17 protein-coding genes are annotated in these 14,902 nt (G+C 65.2%); 8 read left to right on the top strand and 9 right to left on the bottom strand.

Annotated features, from left to right (window positions below; all coding sequences use genetic code 11):
• Positions 1-55 precede the first annotated feature (55 nt).
• Entirely contained in the window at positions 56-1,060 is a 1,005-nt protein-coding gene (locus AC6HZP_RS16610; RefSeq protein WP_497523737.1) for an LLM class flavin-dependent oxidoreductase, read from the bottom strand.
• Between the two features lie 188 nt (positions 1,061-1,248).
• Between AC6HZP_RS16610 and AC6HZP_RS16605 the strand changes: the two genes are divergently transcribed.
• The 4 genes from AC6HZP_RS16605 to ttcA all read left to right on the top strand — a co-directional run bounded on the left by AC6HZP_RS16605 (position 1,249) and on the right by ttcA (position 5,073).
• On the top strand, positions 1,249-2,244 hold the full coding sequence (locus AC6HZP_RS16605; RefSeq protein WP_497523736.1) for a Gfo/Idh/MocA family protein: 996 nt from the start codon (positions 1,249-1,251) through the stop codon (positions 2,242-2,244).
• A 203-nt stretch (positions 2,245-2,447) separates the two neighbouring features.
• A complete protein-coding gene (rpsD, locus tag AC6HZP_RS16600) occupies positions 2,448-3,065 on the top strand; it encodes a 30S ribosomal protein S4 (protein ID WP_497523735.1) in 618 nt (205 codons plus the stop codon).
• A 138-nt stretch (positions 3,066-3,203) separates the two neighbouring features.
• Positions 3,204-4,097, top strand: coding sequence for a DMT family transporter (locus AC6HZP_RS16595; protein ID WP_497523734.1), 894 nt, complete (start codon positions 3,204-3,206; stop codon positions 4,095-4,097).
• A gap of 94 nt (positions 4,098-4,191) precedes the next feature.
• The gene (gene ttcA, locus AC6HZP_RS16590) at positions 4,192-5,073 is read left to right on the top strand and encodes a tRNA 2-thiocytidine(32) synthetase TtcA (RefSeq protein WP_497523733.1); all 882 of its coding nucleotides are present in this window, start codon (positions 4,192-4,194) and stop codon (positions 5,071-5,073) included.
• A gap of 58 nt (positions 5,074-5,131) precedes the next feature.
• Here ttcA and AC6HZP_RS16585 read toward each other — a convergent pair whose 3' ends face one another.
• The 5 genes from AC6HZP_RS16585 to purL form a co-directional block, all read right to left on the bottom strand.
• Positions 5,132-5,677, bottom strand: coding sequence for a hypothetical protein (locus AC6HZP_RS16585; protein WP_497523732.1), 546 nt, complete (start codon positions 5,675-5,677; stop codon positions 5,132-5,134).
• 216 nt (positions 5,678-5,893) lie between these two features.
• Positions 5,894-6,382 (bottom strand): BA14K family protein, encoded by a 489-nt coding sequence (locus AC6HZP_RS16580; RefSeq protein WP_497523731.1) that lies wholly within the window; start codon positions 6,380-6,382, stop codon positions 5,894-5,896.
• 408 nt (positions 6,383-6,790) lie between these two features.
• Positions 6,791-7,126, bottom strand: coding sequence for a Grx4 family monothiol glutaredoxin (gene grxD, locus AC6HZP_RS16575; RefSeq protein ID WP_497523730.1), 336 nt, complete (start codon positions 7,124-7,126; stop codon positions 6,791-6,793).
• Positions 7,127-7,160: 34 nt separating this feature from the next.
• The gene (locus tag AC6HZP_RS16570) at positions 7,161-7,394 is read right to left on the bottom strand and encodes a BolA family protein (protein ID WP_201400209.1); all 234 of its coding nucleotides are present in this window, start codon (positions 7,392-7,394) and stop codon (positions 7,161-7,163) included.
• Between the two features lie 39 nt (positions 7,395-7,433).
• A complete protein-coding gene (gene purL / locus AC6HZP_RS16565; protein WP_497523729.1) occupies positions 7,434-9,647 on the bottom strand; it encodes a phosphoribosylformylglycinamidine synthase subunit PurL in 2,214 nt (737 codons plus the stop codon).
• 196 nt (positions 9,648-9,843) lie between these two features.
• On the opposite strand from purL, the gene AC6HZP_RS16560 reads away from it, so the two are divergent.
• Entirely contained in the window at positions 9,844-10,236 is a 393-nt protein-coding gene (locus AC6HZP_RS16560; protein WP_497523728.1) for a VOC family protein, read from the top strand.
• A 13-nt stretch (positions 10,237-10,249) separates the two neighbouring features.
• On the opposite strand, the gene purQ is transcribed toward AC6HZP_RS16560, so the two are convergent.
• The 3 genes from purQ to purC all read right to left on the bottom strand — a co-directional run bounded on the left by purQ (position 10,250) and on the right by purC (position 12,009).
• A complete protein-coding gene (gene purQ / locus AC6HZP_RS16555; protein ID WP_497523727.1) occupies positions 10,250-10,906 on the bottom strand; it encodes a phosphoribosylformylglycinamidine synthase subunit PurQ in 657 nt (218 codons plus the stop codon).
• A 19-nt stretch (positions 10,907-10,925) separates the two neighbouring features.
• Complete coding sequence (purS, locus tag AC6HZP_RS16550; protein ID WP_201400205.1) at positions 10,926-11,168, bottom strand: phosphoribosylformylglycinamidine synthase subunit PurS; 243 nt, start codon at positions 11,166-11,168, stop codon at positions 10,926-10,928.
• A 73-nt stretch (positions 11,169-11,241) separates the two neighbouring features.
• Positions 11,242-12,009 carry a phosphoribosylaminoimidazolesuccinocarboxamide synthase gene (gene purC / locus AC6HZP_RS16545; protein WP_201400204.1) on the bottom strand — a complete coding sequence of 256 codons (768 nt, stop codon included), beginning with the start codon at positions 12,007-12,009 and terminating at the stop codon, positions 11,242-11,244.
• A gap of 290 nt (positions 12,010-12,299) precedes the next feature.
• Here purC and AC6HZP_RS16540 point away from each other — a divergent pair, with 290 nt between their 5' ends.
• The 3 genes from AC6HZP_RS16540 (at position 12,300) to AC6HZP_RS16530 (ending at position 14,322) form a co-directional block, all read left to right on the top strand.
• Positions 12,300-12,623 (top strand): DUF1476 domain-containing protein, encoded by a 324-nt coding sequence (locus AC6HZP_RS16540; RefSeq protein WP_201400203.1) that lies wholly within the window; start codon positions 12,300-12,302, stop codon positions 12,621-12,623.
• Between the two features lie 116 nt (positions 12,624-12,739).
• Positions 12,740-13,513 carry an HpcH/HpaI aldolase family protein gene (locus AC6HZP_RS16535; protein ID WP_497523726.1) on the top strand — a complete coding sequence of 258 codons (774 nt, stop codon included), beginning with the start codon at positions 12,740-12,742 and terminating at the stop codon, positions 13,511-13,513.
• A gap of 77 nt (positions 13,514-13,590) precedes the next feature.
• Positions 13,591-14,322 (top strand): MIP family channel protein, encoded by a 732-nt coding sequence (locus tag AC6HZP_RS16530; RefSeq protein ID WP_497523725.1) that lies wholly within the window; start codon positions 13,591-13,593, stop codon positions 14,320-14,322.
• Positions 14,323-14,902: the final 580 nt, after the last annotated feature.

The following is a 14,902-nucleotide window of genomic DNA, read 5'->3' as shown; positions in this document are numbered from 1 at the left end:
CACGACGGAGCCTTGGGGTCCATTCCCGATGCGAATTGCCGAGATCCATACAGCATCAGGGCGCCGTTGTCGCTTTTTTAACGATTTCGAACGAGCGCAGCCGGTGCGCATGTTCGTAGAAATCCGAGCTGATCATCAGCTCGTCGGCGCCGGTGCGTTCAACGAGAGCCTTGAGGCCGTCGCGCACCCGGTCGGGCCCGCCGATGACCGCGACGCCGAGATGGGAGCGGACATAGGCTTCCTCGCGCGGGTCCCAGAGGCCGTCCATGCTGTCGACCGGCGGCATCAGGGTCGTCGGGCGGCCGCGCACCAGATTGATCAGGCGCTGGTACTGGGTGGTGGCGAGATGGTGCGCCTCCTCGTCGGTCGGCGCGGCGATGACGGGGACGCCGATCATCGCATGCGGCTTCTCCAGATATTCAGAGGCGCGGAAGAAGTGCCGGTAGGTGTCGAGCGCCTCCATCAGCCGCATCGGCGCGAAATGGCTGGCGAAGGCGAAGGGCAGGCCGAGCAGGCCGGCGAGCTGCGCGCTGAAGGTCGAGGAACCGAGCAGCCAGACCGGAACGTTGGAGCCGGCGCCGGGAACGGCGCGGACCTTCTGGCCATCCACGGCCGGCGCCAGATAGGCCAGCAATTCCTGCACGTTCTTCGGAAAGGCGTTGTCGTCGTCGGCGAGGTCGCGGCGCAGCGCGCGCATCGTCAGCGGGTCGGTGCCCGGGGCGCGGCCGAGGCCGAGGTCGATGCGGCCGGGATAGAGCGCCTCCAGCGTGCCGAACTGCTCGGCAATGACGAGCGGCGCATGGTTCGGCAGCATGATGCCGCCGGAACCGACGCGGATGGTCGAGGTGCCGCCGGCGATGTAGCCGATCAACACCGAGGTCGCGGAGCTCGCGATCCCCGGCATGTTGTGATGCTCGGCGACCCAGAAGCGGTTGAAGCCGAGCCTCTCGACATGGCGGGCAAGGTCGAGCGAGCGGGCGAGCGCGTCGGCGACGGTTCCGTCCTGGCGAACCGGGGCGAGATCGAGAACGGAGAGCGGAATGTCGAGGTGCGTTGGCATGGAACCGTCCGGCGGGAGAGTGTCTTGACAGCGTGTCTTGGCGGGTATCCGGCCTATGTGGGAGGCCGGAGCGCACTCTGGAAGGTCGGTGCGCTCTTTTTTGTGCGGAGCGATACATTAAGCGGCTCCCCCTGTTCCGCAGACCGGCGCGGGGCTAGAAGCACGCGCAGGCAGCATGGGGGGAGACGATGGTCGGTTGGGGCATTCTCGGAACGGGGTTCATCTCCGATACGGTCGCGGCAGCGATCCGGCAGAGCCCGGGCTCGCGCCTTGCCGCCGTCGCGGGGCGCGATCTCGCACGCGCCGAGGCGTTCAGCGCCCGTTTCGGCGGCGAAAAGGGCTATGGCGACCCGGCCGAAATGCTGGCGGATCCGGCCGTCGACATCGTCTATGTCGGCCTGCCGAACCATGTGCACCACGAGGCGGTGGCCGCGGCGGCGCGGGCCGGCAAGGCGGTGCTGAGCGAGAAGTCGCTTTCCGTCGACATGGAGAAGAGCCACGCGCTGGTCGAGGCCGTCGCGACGAACGACGTCTTCTTCGTCGAAGGGCTGATGTATCTCGCCCATCCGCTGATCGCCCGTTTCGTCGAGATCCTGCGCGACGGGCGCCTCGGTACGGTGAAGTCGATCCATGCGAACTACGCCGCCGACATCTGGCAGGTGGTCAACCCGCAGGGACGCGGCACGCTCTATAATCTCGGCTGCTATCCCGTGTCGCTGCTGCAGCTCGCGGTGCAAACCGTAGGCGGCGAGGGTGCGTTCCGGGACCGGAGCCAGACCGGAACCGGCACGATCTCGGCGCATGACGGCAATGTCAGCGAGGCGGCGCTCGCGGTTCGCTTCGGAAACGGCATTCTGGCGACCGTCCAGACGGCCGAGACCTATGGCATGTATCCGGAGTTCATCGTCGTCGGAGACAAGGGCAGCCTGCGCTTCCTCGACAATCCGTGGCTGCCGCAGGCGGGCGCCAGCCGGCTGCTCTTCACCGGCTTCGACGGCACGAGTGAGGAGATCGTCGTCGAGAGCGACGCAGACGCCTTCCTGCACCAGGTCCGCATGGTCGAGCGCAGCCTGGCGGCCGGCCGCAGGCAGGCCGAACGGCCTTCGCCGCGCCCGGCCGATTCGATCGAGATCATGGAAATGCTGACGGCGTGGGAGGCGGATATCCGCCGCGTCCCGGGCTGAGCTTCGCCTGAGCCGGCGAACCGGGCATTCGAGTTTGACTCGCTCCGCCTTCTCCTCTACACCCCGGCCCATCGCGTTGGCTCGTTCGGGCCGGCGCGGTATTTCACGCACCCGCGGAAACGTTCTGCGTTTCCTGTCGGCCGGCCCCAAAAGCCGGCAGAGGAGGGCACGTGTCCCTGTAACTCGTATCCAAGGGATATGCGATGTCGAAGCGTGCTTCGTCCAAACACAAGATTGACCGCCGTCTTGGCGAAAACCTCTGGGGTCGTCCCAAGTCTCCGGTCAACAAGCGCGAATACGGCCCCGGCCAGCACGGCCAGCGTCGTAAGGGCAAGGTTTCCGACTACGGAACCCAGCTCCGCGCCAAGCAGAAGCTCAAGGGCTACTACGGCAACATCTCCGAGAAGCAGTTCCGGAAGATCTATGCCGATGCGACCCGTCGCAAGGGCGATTCGTCGGAGAACCTGATCGGCCTCCTCGAGAGCCGTCTGGACGCGATCGTCTATCGCGCCAAGTTCGTCCCGACCGTGTTCGCCGCGCGCCAGTTCATCTCGCACGGTCACGTCAAGGTCAACGGCCGCCGCGTCAACATTCCGTCCTTCCAGGCGAAGGTCGGCGATGTGATCGAGGTCAAGGAAGCTTCGCGTCAGCTGACGATCGTCCTCGAGGCGACCCAGCTCGCCGAGCGTGACGTTCCCGACTACATCGAAGCCGATCATCACAAGATGACCGCCAAGTTCGCGCGCGTGCCGGCTCTCGCCGACGTGCCGTATCCGGTTCACATGGAACCGAACCTGGTCGTCGAATTCTATTCGCGCTGATCCGTCAGCGTCATCGAATTCTGGAAAAGGCCGCCTTCGGGCGGCCTTTTCTTTATTTGCCCCCATCGGCGGCATTTCTGCTCTTCGAAACGGCTGGGCCCGGGCGTATCAAGAGTGGCTAATTACGTCGGGGAAATCATGACTGAAGCCGTGAGTGAAAGCCGGGGCGGCGCCGATTGGGTCGGGCTCGCCGCCATCGCGACGACGATCGTCGGCTGGGCGTCCGCCTTCGCCGCGATCCGCGTCGGCCTGACGGCGCTGACGCCGGTCGAGCTCGCCGCCGCGCGCTATCTTTCCGCCGCCGTTCCTGCCGGCCTCTATCTCTTGATCGCCCGGCCGCCGCTGCCGTCGCGGCGCGATTTCGTCCGGCTGGTCGTCATCGGCGTCCTGTTCATCTCGGCCTATGCGGTGCTGCTCAACACCGGCGAGCAGACGATCGCGGCGGGGCCGGCCGCCTTCATCATCCAGATCAATCCGATCCTGGTGGCGCTGATCGCCATGCCGCTGCTCGGCGAACGCTTCGGACCCGGCGGCTGGATCGGCACGCTGGTATCGTTCCTCGGCGTCGGCTTCATCGCCTATGGCAGCGGCGACGGGCTGGGGCTCAATGTCGGGGCGTTGCTGATCCTCGGCGCGGCGGTCTGCACGTCGATCTCGACCATCCTGCAGAAGCCTCTGCTCGGCCGCATGCCGGCCTTGGCGGTAACCGCCTGGGTGCTGCTGCTTGGTAGCCTTCCGTTAACCCTGGCGATCCCGGAAACCATCGCCGCGCTTAAAGTGGCACCGCCGCTCGTGGTCGGGTCGATCGCCTATCTCGTCGTGCTGCCGACCGTCATCAGTTATCTGACCTGGGCGATCGCGCTGAAGCGCTTCCCGGCGGCGCAGGCCTCCAACTTCCTCTACTGCATCCCGCCGACGGCGACGCTGATCGGCTTTCTGTGGCTCGGCGAGGTGCCTTCCGTCGTCGGGCTCCTCGGCGGCGCCATGTCGATCGGCGGCGTGCTGATCGTCAACCTGACCCGCCGGCGGTAGTCGCAAGGAGCGGACAGAGGGGCGGGCAGTTTCCTCGTTGCGCCGGCGCCCGCATCCGGGCACAAGGGAGCCGATTTCCGAGGAGTTCCTGTCCATGTCCCATGTGATCGCGTCCCAGGTGATCGAGCGCGATGTCGATCTGACCGACGCAGATCCCGCCGACGACGCCTGCCATCCGATGTTCCGCAAGGGGCCGGACACGGTCGAGTTCGGCAAGCTGCGCAAGCGGCTGATCCGGCAGGTGCGACAGGCGCTCGACGATTTCGCCATGGTCCGGCCGGGCGACCGCTGGCTCGTCTGCCTCTCCGGAGGCAAGGATTCCTACACGCTGCTGGCGCTGCTGCTGGACTTGAAGTGGCGCGGCATGCTGCCGGTCGACCTGCTCGCCTGCAATCTCGATCAGGCCCAGCCGGGCTTCCCGGCCGACGTGCTGCCCAACTATCTGACCGAGCTCGGCGTCCCGCACCGGATCGAGCGGCAGGACACCTATTCGATCGTCACCTCGAAGATTCCGGCCGGCAAGACCTATTGCGCGCTCTGCTCGCGGCTCCGGCGCGGCCACCTCTACCGGGTGGCGCGGGAGGAGGGCTGCCAGGCGGTCGTGCTCGGGCATCACCGCGAGGACATCCTCGAGACGTTCTTCCTGAACCTCTTCCATGGCGGCAAGCTCGCCACCATGCCGCCGAAGCTTCTGAACGAGGATGGCGAGACGCTGGTGCTGCGGCCGCTCGCCTATGCGGCGGAGGACGATATTGCCCGCTTCGCCACGGCGATGCAGTTTCCGATCATCCCCTGCGACCTCTGCGGCTCGCAGGAAGGGCTGCAGCGCAACGTCATCAAGCAGATGCTGGCGGATTGGGAGATAAAGACGCCCGGCCGCAAGGAAACCATGCTGAAGGCGCTGGGCAAGACCAACCCGTCGCACCTGCTCGACCGGAACCTGTTCGATTTCGAAAGCCTGGTCGGCAAACGATAAAAGACCCGGCGGACCAGCCGCCGGGCCTGGTTGTCAGCCTTCAACCGCTGCCGTCCAGCTATTGCGACGTGCAGACCGGCATGCCGGTCCGGCTCGAATAGGCGAGCTGGTACGGGAAGGCGCAACCATAATTGTCGCTATAGCTCGAATAGCTTCCGGAATAGCCGGAGCTATAGCCGCCACCGCCCAGGGCGCCCCTCAAGAGGAGCGATCTCGGGTCAAGCGGGTTGACCTGGACCGGATTGACCAAGACCGTGCCGTGCCCCGTGTGGCCATGCATCGTGCCGTGCATGTTGCCCTGGCTGACCCGTCCGGGAGCGCCGCCGAAGCTGCCCATCCCGGAGCCACCCATCCCTGAGCTGCCCATGCCGGAGCTGCCGTGGGTGTGGCCGCTGCCGCCCATGCTCGTGCTGGTCATACCGCCGCTCATGCCGCCCATGCCGCCGTGGCCCATGCTACTGCCGCCCATGCTGCTGCCACCCATGCCGCCGCCGCCATCGATACTGTGGCGGGCTTCGGAGACGCTGGCGGTGGCGATGGAGCCGGCACCGAGGACTGCGGCCAGGATGCCGAGGTGAAGGAAAGTTCTGAAGCTGGCCATCATGGAATCTCCTTTTGATGGGTCACCTTCGATCGCGCAATGAACTCCCCGTCACCTCCTAAAGCGTAGGTATTGACGGCGAAAAACCAAGTTTCTGAATTCTTAACAATACTTAACGATGGCGCGCGCATGGCAGCGCGCAAGAGAAGGGCGGCGCCCCTGCGCCGCCCTTTGGGCTGTCGATGAATGTTTCGGCTCCGGCTCTTTGCCGGATGGCGTTCAGGGCATCACGCAGCGATGCTGGTAGCCGTCATAGCCCGTAAAGGTGCCGGTGTTGGGATTGAACGAGCGGTAGCGGCTCGAGCAATAGGAGATGTAGTCGCCGCCATACCCGCCGGAATAATAGCGCTGTTGGTTCGCCGAATTGGCGATGATGGCGCCGGTCGCAAGGCCGATGATACCCGCGGCAGCCGCGGCGCCGGCCCAGTTGTTGTTGTCGTGATAGTAGTAGCCGCCGCCGTTCCAGCCGCCGCCATTCCAACCACCACCGTTCCAGCCGCCGCGGTTCCAACCATGCCCGCCGCCGCGCCAGCCGTGACGCCAGTTGCCGTTCCAGTTGCCGTTTCCGCCGTTCCAGTTCTGGGCGACCTGGAATGAGCCATCGCCGCTCTCCGCGGCCTGCGCAGGCGCGCCGAATGCAGCGAAAGACGTCGTGACGATAGCAACGGCAAGGCCGGATTTCAGAACAGTCTTCATCCGATCCAACATCGCGCTTCTCCTTCCGCGATCTGCGACGATCTACCGGCCTTCGGCTGCGCCAAAGGGTAGATCGATCGACAATTTCGCTCTGATGGATACTAACGATGCCAGTGCGTTTTGGTTCCGCAGCGTGAGAAGATCTGGATGCGGCGTTCCCTGAACCCTCGTTCGAGGCCCGGCTTTGCCGGGCACCTCAGGATGATGGTTTTGTAGGTGGAGAGAAGCGCGGAAACGGTGTTGCTGAACGGCTACCTGATGGCGGTGCGCTTTCGAAGCCACCCCGGCCATCATCCTGAGGTGCTTCGCGCAGCGAAGCCTCGAAGGAGGGTCCAGCGAGACGCTGCCGCCGACCCCTCTGCAGGCACAAAAAAGGCGAGCGCGGGTGCGCTCGCCTTTTGAAGCGGATGCGAAGCGGGATCAGGCCGACTGGGCGACCGTGATGCCCTTTTCGACCAGGAACGGCTGCAGCTCGTTCGCCTGGAACATCTCGCGGACGATGTCGCAGCCGCCGACGAACTCGCCCTTGACGTAGAGCTGCGGGATCGTCGGCCAGTTGGAGAAGTCCTTGATGCCCTGGCGGATTTCCGCGTCGGCAAGGACGTTGACGCCCTTGTAGTCGACGCCGAGGAAATCGAGGATCTGCACGACCTGGCCGGAGAAGCCGCACTGCGGGAAAGCCGGCGTGCCCTTCATGAAGAGCACCACGTCGTTGGAATCGACCTCGTTCTGAATAAAGGCCTTGATATCGCTCATCTCAAAACATCCTTTTCTCGACCGTCGGTCGAATTCAGTCGGGCGCGCTCGTCTGGAGTGCCAGGGCGTGGAGGACGCCGCCCATGTTTCCCTTGAGCGCAGCGTAGATCATCTGGTGCTGCTGTACGCGGTTCTTGCCGCGAAAAGACTCTGACACAACTTCGGCAGCATAATGGTCGCCGTCGCCCGCGAGATCGCGGATGGTGACCGTCGCATCCGGAAGCGCCTCCTTGATGAGAGCCTCGATGTCGCGTGCGTCCATCGCCATGTAATTACCCCTCAGCCAGAAACCCGGGCAGCCGGCCAATCAATCCGTGACGGCCATGAATTCAGGGAACCAATTCTCGTGGCCCTGCTTCAGCTTTGCAACAGATATGGTGGCGAGCGCCGCAACATCCAACACCTCGCCGCCGACTGTGCCCAGAACCTTGGCCTCGACGCCGGCTTCCGCCGCCGCTGCCGTGACGGCATCGAGGACGGAAGGGGAGACGGTGAGGACATAGCGCGCCTGGTCCTCGCCGAACAGGAAGCCGTGCGGCGTGGCGGCGCTTTCGGGGATGGTGACCGAGGCGCCGAGCCCGCGCGCCATCGCCATTTCGGCCAGGGCGACGAGCAGGCCGCCATCGGAAATGTCGTGGCAGGCCGTCACCAGGCGACTACGGATGACGCCGCGGACGAAATCGCCGACGCGACGCTCTTCCGCCAGATCGACCGGCGGCGGGGTGCCTTCCTCGCGGCCGAGGATCTCGCGCAGATAGATCGACTGGCCGAGATGGTGGCCGTCGCGGCCGATCTGGACGATGACGTCGCCGGCATGCTTGAAGGCGACCGTCGCCATCGCGTCAATGTCAGGCAGCAGGCCGACGCCGCCGATGGCGGGGGTCGGCAGGATGCCGACGCCGTTGGTCTCGTTGTAGAGCGAGACGTTGCCGGAGACGATCGGGAAGTCGAGCGCGCGGCAGGCGGCGCCGATGCCCTCGATGGCGCCGACGAACTGGCCCATGATCTCCGGCTTTTCCGGATTGCCGAAGTTCAGATTGTCGGTCGCGGCCAGCGGCTCGGCGCCGACGGCGGTCAAGTTGCGCCAGCATTCGGCGATCGCCTGCTTGCCGCCCTCGAACGGATCCGCCTCGCAATAGCGTGGGCTGACGTCGAGCGAGAAGGCGAGGCCCTTCTTGTCATGGCCCTCGACGCGGATGACGGCGGCGTCGCCGCCCGGCTTCTGGGCCGTGTTGCCCTGGATCAGATGGTCATACTGCTCCCAGACCCAGCGGCGCGAGGCCATGTCGGGCGAGGAAACCAGCTTCAGCAGCGCCTCGGCATAGTCGTTCGGCTCGGCGACGTCCTCGGCCTTGAGCACGGCGGGAACCGGGCGGCGGACGAAGGGACGGTCATATTCCGGCGCCTGGTCGCCCAGATCCTTGATCGGCAGGTCGGCGACGACTTCGCCCTGGTGCAGGATGCGGAAGCGCAGATCGTCCGTGGTCCAGCCGACGATGGCGAAGTCGAGACCCCATTTGCGGAAGATCGCCTCGGCCTCTTCCTCCTGCTCGGGGCGCAGCACCATCAGCATGCGCTCCTGGCTCTCCGAGAGCATCATCTCGTAGGCCGTCATGTTGGCTTCGCGGCAGGGGACCTTGTCGAGGTCCAGCTCGATGCCGAGGTCGCCCTTGGCGCCCATCTCGACGGCCGAGCAGGTGAGGCCGGCGGCGCCCATGTCCTGGATCGCGATTACGGCGCCCGTCTTCATCAGCTCGAGGCAGGCCTCCAGCAGCAGCTTCTCGCCGAAGGGGTCGCCGACCTGCACGGTCGGGCGCTTCTCCTCGATCGATTCGTCGAATTCGGCCGACGCCATGGTGGCGCCGCCGACACCGTCGCGGCCGGTCTTGGAGCCGAGATAGACGACGGGCAAGCCGACGCCTTCCGCCTTCGAATAGAAGATCTTGTCCGCATCGGCGAGGCCGGCAGCGAAGGCGTTGACGAGGATGTTGCCGTTGTAGCGCTCGTGGAAGTTCACCTCGCCGCCGACCGTCGGCACGCCGAAGGAATTGCCGTAGCCGCCGACGCCGGAAACAACGCCGGAAACGAGGTGGCGGGTCTTCGCATGGTCGGGCGAGCCGAAGCGCAGCGCGTTCATCGCCGCGACGGGGCGGGCGCCCATGGTGAAGACGTCGCGCAGGATGCCGCCGACGCCCGTCGCCGCGCCCTGGTAGGGCTCGATGAAGGACGGGTGGTTGTGGCTCTCCATCTTGAAGATGATCGCCTGGCCGTCGTCGATGTCGACCACGCCGGCATTCTCGCCGGGGCCGCAGATGACGCGCGGGCCGGTCGTCGGGAGCGTGCGCAGCCACTTCTTCGAGGACTTGTACGAGCAGTGCTCGTTCCACATCGCCGAGAAGATGCCGAGCTCGGTCAACGTCGGCACGCGGCCGATCAGGTCAAGGATGCGCTGATACTCGTCGGGCTTGAGGCCATGGCTGGCGACGAGTTCGGGCGTGATCGGCGTATCATTCTGGAGCACGGAAAACCTCGGGCGGATGTTTCGACGATGCGATAGAGCGCGGCGTCGCGTGTGTAAATGGCGGGGGCGAATTTGCGGAGGCGGCGGAAGCGGGCAGGGCGCGGTACGGGGCCGCGCCGAGGTTCGCGCGTGATTTGGCGCGTGACTTGAAGCCGATTTCCGCCGAGGCTCGTGGCGGGGAAATCGGGGGAATCCAATGCGGTTCAATCACGTCGCCAACCGTCTCGATACCAAGCATTTCGAGACGATCGTCGATCTGTTCATCCAGCAGCTCGGCTTCGTCGAGCTCCGGCGAACCGAGCGCGTGATCTGGATGCGGCAGCCCGGCGCGAACATCGACCTGCAGTTCTGCCAGAGCGTCGAGACCCGTCGCGACGAGGACAAGCGCCGCTCCCAGGTGTCCTTCCTGAGCGAAACGCCGCGACAGGCGCTCGAGGACCTGGCCGCATGGTTGCACCAGCGTGGCCTCGAGGCGAATGTCGGAGCTTATTCGGACCGGGAGTTTTATCTCGATGTCCCCGAAGCTTTGATCGATTTCGTCATCGAAGCGATGCGCCCCGAGCTGGCCGATTACCCCGTCACGGTCTGAGCGCCGAGGCGGCTCAGGCTGCGAGCAGGCTCTCGAACAGCGGCCGGCCGTCGGTGCCGCCGTTCAGCGGTTCGATCAGGTTTTCCGGATGCGGCATCATGCCGAGGATGTTGCGCTTCTCCGACAGGATGCCGGCGATGTCGTCGACCGAACCGTTCGGATTGCCGACATAGCGGAACGCGATGCGGTCCTCGCCCTGGAGCCGCTTCAGCGTCTCGTCGTCGGTGCGGTAGTTGCCGTCGCCATGGGCTACCGGCGAGCGGATGACCTGGTCCTTGGCGTAGCCGCGGGTGAAGCGGCTGTCGGTCGTCTCGACGCGGAGCTCGACTTCCTTGCAGATGAACTTCAGGCCGGCATTGCGCATCAGCACGCCCGGCAGCAGCCCGGCCTCGCACAGGATCTGGAAGCCGTTGCAGACGCCGAGCACGGCGACGCCGCGTTCCGCCTCGCGGGCGATGGCGGCCATGATCGGCTCGCGCGCGGCGATGGCGCCGGAGCGCAGGTAATCGCCATAGGAGAAGCCGCCGGGGACGACGATCAGGTCGACCTTGGGTAGGTCGTGATCGCCATGCCAGACGGTGGCGGGCCGGTGACCGGTGATCTTTTCGATGGCCGCGACCATGTCGCGTTCGCGATTGGAGCCGGGGAAGACGACGACGGCGGATTTCATCGGTGGTGTCCCTCGTAGCTCAGTCGACGATCTCGACCCGATAATTCTCGATGACCGTATTGGCCAGCAGCTTGGCGGCCATGGCCTCGAGCTCCGTCTTCGCCTTGGCGGCGTCGGTGCCTTCGACCTCGATGTCGAAGACCTTGCCCTGGCGCACGCTGCCGATGCCGGCGAAGCCCAACGCGCCGAGCGCGCCTTCGATGGCCTTGCCCTGGGGATCCAGAACGCCGTTCTTCAGGGTGACGGTGACACGGGCCTTCATCGATAACTCCAGTCGGGATGGATCCAGAAATGCAAACGGCCGCCTCGCGGCGGCCGTTGCCATAAACGATATTTCACTGCACGAGAACAGGCCCGCCGCCCTGCGGTCGCTCCTGCTCTTCGGTCAGGATGCCGAGCCGGCGCGCGACTTCCTGGTAGGCCTCGACGAGGCCGCCCATGTCGCGGCGGAAGCGGTCCTTGTCCAGCTTGTTCTGGGTCTGCACGTCCCAGAGCCGGCACGAATCGGGCGAGATCTCATCGGCGACGACGATCCGCATCATGTCGGCTTCCCAGAGGCGGCCGCACTCGATCTTGAAGTCGACGAGCTGGATGCCGGCGCCGAGGAAGAGACCGGAAAGGAAGTCGTTGACGCGGATGGCGAGCGCCATGATGTCGTCGATTTCCTGCGGCGTCGCCCAGCCGAAGGCCGTGATGTGCTCTTCCGAGACCATCGGGTCGTCGAGCGCGTCGGCCTTGTAGTAGAACTCGATGATCGAGCGCGGCAGAACCGTGCCTTCCTCGAGGCCGAGGCGCTTGGCCAGCGAGCCGGCGGCGACGTTGCGGACGACGACCTCGAGCGGGATGATCTCGACTTCGCGGATCAGCTGCTCGCGCATATTCAACCGACGGATGAAATGCGTCGGAATGCCCATCCGGTTCAGATGCGTGAAAATGTGCTCGGAAATGCGGTTGTTCAACACGCCTTTCCCGTCAACGATTTCATGCTTCTTGTTGTTGAAGGCAGTCGCATCGTCTTTGAAGAACTGGATCAGCGTCCCGGGCTCCGGTCCTTCGAAAAGGATCTTGCCCTTGCCTTCATAGATGCGCCGACGACGGTTCATGGGCACATACCGTGGTTTGAGGAAATCCATACAGCCGGGGTTCCAATGTCAGGGATTCGCCGCGGCGAAGCTTTGCCAACCGACTCTGCGAGGTCGTTTGCGCGGCGTGAACCTACTCGATCACTCGCCAATTCACAATGACGGATAAATGCGACGCTTTGGGCAAACCAAGGCACAATCCAAGCCACGCGCTTCCCTTTCGGTGCTCTGGTGATTTGGGGTGGTGACGGCGATATGCAAGGCCCATATCATGGTACCGCCAACAAGTTGATGAGTGGAGATACTTCCCTATGACGACGTTCGATCAGCGCAAGGACGCCTTTGAGAATCGCTTCGCCCTGGATCAGGCGCTGCAGTTCAAGGCCGTCGCCCGGCGCAACAAGATGCTGGGCCTCTGGGCGGCGGAGCTGCTCGGCAAGACCGGCGCGGACGCCGAGGCCTATTCGTCGGACGTTGTGGCAGCCGATTTCGAGGAAGCCGGCGACCGGGACGTGTTCCGCAAGATCCGCAAGGATTTCGACGAGGCCGGCGTCAAGCAGTCGGACCACGAGATCGAGCGCACGATGGCCGAGCTGCTGTCGGCGGCCGTCGCCCAGATCAAGGCCGAAGGCTAAAGCCCTTCGAGCGAGTACCGGTTCGCGTCCAGAAGACGCGACGAGACTATTACTTGGAGCCCTCATCGTTCCGTGAAGCGATGAGGGTTTCTTCCTGCCCTTCGGAGCTCCGGAAAATGGCGTTACCCTCCCTTGTTTCGGTGCTCCGTTCGCGCGGCACGTGCCTCACCGCGTGGATCGCGACCCCGGAGCCGCTGATCGCCGAATATTCGGCGCGCGCCGGCTTCGACTGCGTGACGCTGGACATGCAGCACGGCCTGCACGATCCCGTCAGCGTCATGCACGGCATCGGCGCCATCGCGCTCGCCGGCGTCCCCGCCATCGTGCGCATCCCGGTCGGCGATTTCGCCATGGCCAGCCGCGCGCTCGACATGGGCGCCAGCGCCATCATCGCGCCGATGATCAATTCCGCCGACGACGCGCGCGCCTTCGCCGCCGCCGCCAAGTACCAGCCGCTCGGCGAGCGCAGCTGGGGCCCGGTGCGCGCCATGCAGCTCGCCGGCGCCTCGGACGGATCCGCCTTCCTGCGTGATACCAACGCCGAGACGGTCACCTTTGCCATGATCGAGACCCGCGCCGCGCTGGCGGCCCTCGACGAGATCCTCGAGGTGCCGGGCATCGACGCCGTCTTCATCGGACCGTCCGACCTCTCGATCGCGCTTTCCGACGGCCAGAACGTCGATCCGATGCGCCCCGACAATCAGGCGGCGGCGGCCGACGTGCTGCGCCGCGCCCGCGAGGCGGGCAAGCTCGTCGGCATCTTCGCCATCACCGGAGGACAGGCCAAGCAGTACCGTGAGCTTGGCTATGATTTCATCGCGCTCGGCACAGATGGCATGTATTTCCGTCTGGGTGCCGCCACGATGCTTGACGAAGCGAGAGCCGAGTAGTTCCGGGCCATTTTACAAGTTGAAGTTCCGGCGTACCTTTTCCCGGCAGTGATTCGGCTGTCTCGGGGAACTTACACATGCAAAAGGCAATTGCAGAGTTTATCGGAACCTTCACGCTCGTCCTGTTCGGTTGCGGCGCGGCCGTCATCGCCGGTCCCTCGATCGCCGGCGCCGGCACGGTCGGCGTTCTCGGCATCGCGTTCTCGTTCGGTCTGGCGATCGTCGCCATGGCCTATGCGATCGGGCCGATCTCCGGCTGTCACGTCAATCCGGCCGTCAGCCTCGGCGCGCTCATTGCCGGCCGCATCAATGTCGGCGATTTCATCACCTACGTGATCGCGCAGGTCGCCGGCGCCATCGTCGGCGCGCTGGTTCTCTTCATCATCATGAAGGGCAAGGCATCCGGCTGGGAGGGCGGCATGGGCACCAATGGCTGGGGCCCCGGCTATCTCGGCGAATACAACCTCACATCGGCGTTCATCTTCGAGGTGGTCGCGACCTTCATCTTCCTGGTCGTCATCCTCGGCGTGACGCACCGGCTTGTGCCGCATCACTTCGCCGGCCTCGCCATCGGCCTGACGCTGGTGATGATCCACATCGTCGGCATCAACGTCACCGGCGTCTCGGTCAACCCGGCCCGCAGCCTCGGCCCGGCGCTGTTCGCCGGCGGCACGGCGCTGTCGCAGCTCTGGCTGTTCATCCTGGCGCCGTTCCTCGGCGCGGCGCTCGCCGGCCTCGTCTATCGCGCCGGCATCCTCTATGGCGGCGCCGATCAGGAAAACGGGACCCCCGCCCGGGCCCGTTCCTGACCCTCGAGCCTTTCATCGTTTCCGGGAAATGATGAAAGGCTCCACGACCTTGTCTTTCAGGGCACGGCGGCGAGCCCCACGCTCGCCGTCATCCCGGGCTTGACCCGGGATCCATTCGGCTGGGTTGGTCGACGCGTGAAACGCCTCAGGCCGCGGCGGCATGGATCCCTGCTTTCGCAGGGATGACGGGCAGGGTGCGGAGTCGGCGGAGCCAGTTTCACCTTAGAAATTCAGAGGTGAAGAGAGGAGCCCTTGTCTTCAGGGCACGGCCGCGAGACCCACGCTCGCCGTCATCCCGGCCTGCGAGCCGGGATCCATTCATCCGGGTTGGTTGACGCGTGAAACGCCTCAGACCGCGGCTGCATGGATCCTCGCCTTCGCGAGGATGACGGGCAGGGTGGGGAGAGGGCGGAGCCTTCCTCAGGGGGCCTTTGCAGAACACCACCTCAACATGCTGAGGAGGCCCGCAGGGCCGTCTCGAAGCACGCACAGAGGTCGTGCCATCGATGAATTGGCCCCGACACCGTGCGTCCTTCGAGGCCCGAGCTGCGCCCGGGCACCTCCGGATGATGGAGATCGA

It is taken from the genome of Kaistia sp. SLG-1, assembly GCF_059699055.1.
This window is presented reverse-complemented; position numbering and strand designations above follow the sequence as displayed.

What these genes read in the sequence shown, in the direction of transcription:
- AC6HZP_RS16595 (WP_497523734.1), top strand. Translation starts at nt 3,204, where the DNA reads ATGACTGAAGCCGTGAGTGAAAGCCGGGGCGGCGCCGATTGGGTCGGG.
- ttcA (WP_497523733.1), top strand. Translation starts at nt 4,192, where the DNA reads ATGTCCCATGTGATCGCGTCCCAGGTGATCGAGCGCGATGTCGATCTG.
- AC6HZP_RS16530 (WP_497523725.1), top strand. Translation starts at nt 13,591, where the DNA reads ATGCAAAAGGCAATTGCAGAGTTTATCGGAACCTTCACGCTCGTCCTG.
- purS (WP_201400205.1), bottom strand. Translation starts at nt 11,168, where the DNA reads ATGAAGGCCCGTGTCACCGTCACCCTGAAGAACGGCGTTCTGGATCCC.
- purC (WP_201400204.1), bottom strand. Translation starts at nt 12,009, where the DNA reads ATGAACCGTCGTCGGCGCATCTATGAAGGCAAGGGCAAGATCCTTTTC.
- AC6HZP_RS16610 (WP_497523737.1), bottom strand. Translation starts at nt 1,060, where the DNA reads ATGCCAACGCACCTCGACATTCCGCTCTCCGTTCTCGATCTCGCCCCG.
- grxD (WP_497523730.1), bottom strand. Translation starts at nt 7,126, where the DNA reads ATGAGCGATATCAAGGCCTTTATTCAGAACGAGGTCGATTCCAACGAC.
- AC6HZP_RS16540 (WP_201400203.1), top strand. Translation starts at nt 12,300, where the DNA reads ATGACGACGTTCGATCAGCGCAAGGACGCCTTTGAGAATCGCTTCGCC.
- AC6HZP_RS16585 (WP_497523732.1), bottom strand. Translation starts at nt 5,677, where the DNA reads ATGATGGCCAGCTTCAGAACTTTCCTTCACCTCGGCATCCTGGCCGCA.
- purQ (WP_497523727.1), bottom strand. Translation starts at nt 10,906, where the DNA reads ATGAAATCCGCCGTCGTCGTCTTCCCCGGCTCCAATCGCGAACGCGAC.
- AC6HZP_RS16580 (WP_497523731.1), bottom strand. Translation starts at nt 6,382, where the DNA reads ATGTTGGATCGGATGAAGACTGTTCTGAAATCCGGCCTTGCCGTTGCT.
- AC6HZP_RS16535 (WP_497523726.1), top strand. Translation starts at nt 12,740, where the DNA reads ATGGCGTTACCCTCCCTTGTTTCGGTGCTCCGTTCGCGCGGCACGTGC.
- AC6HZP_RS16570 (WP_201400209.1), bottom strand. Translation starts at nt 7,394, where the DNA reads ATGGCGATGGACGCACGCGACATCGAGGCTCTCATCAAGGAGGCGCTT.
- rpsD (WP_497523735.1), top strand. Translation starts at nt 2,448, where the DNA reads ATGTCGAAGCGTGCTTCGTCCAAACACAAGATTGACCGCCGTCTTGGC.
- AC6HZP_RS16605 (WP_497523736.1), top strand. Translation starts at nt 1,249, where the DNA reads ATGGTCGGTTGGGGCATTCTCGGAACGGGGTTCATCTCCGATACGGTC.
- AC6HZP_RS16560 (WP_497523728.1), top strand. Translation starts at nt 9,844, where the DNA reads ATGCGGTTCAATCACGTCGCCAACCGTCTCGATACCAAGCATTTCGAG.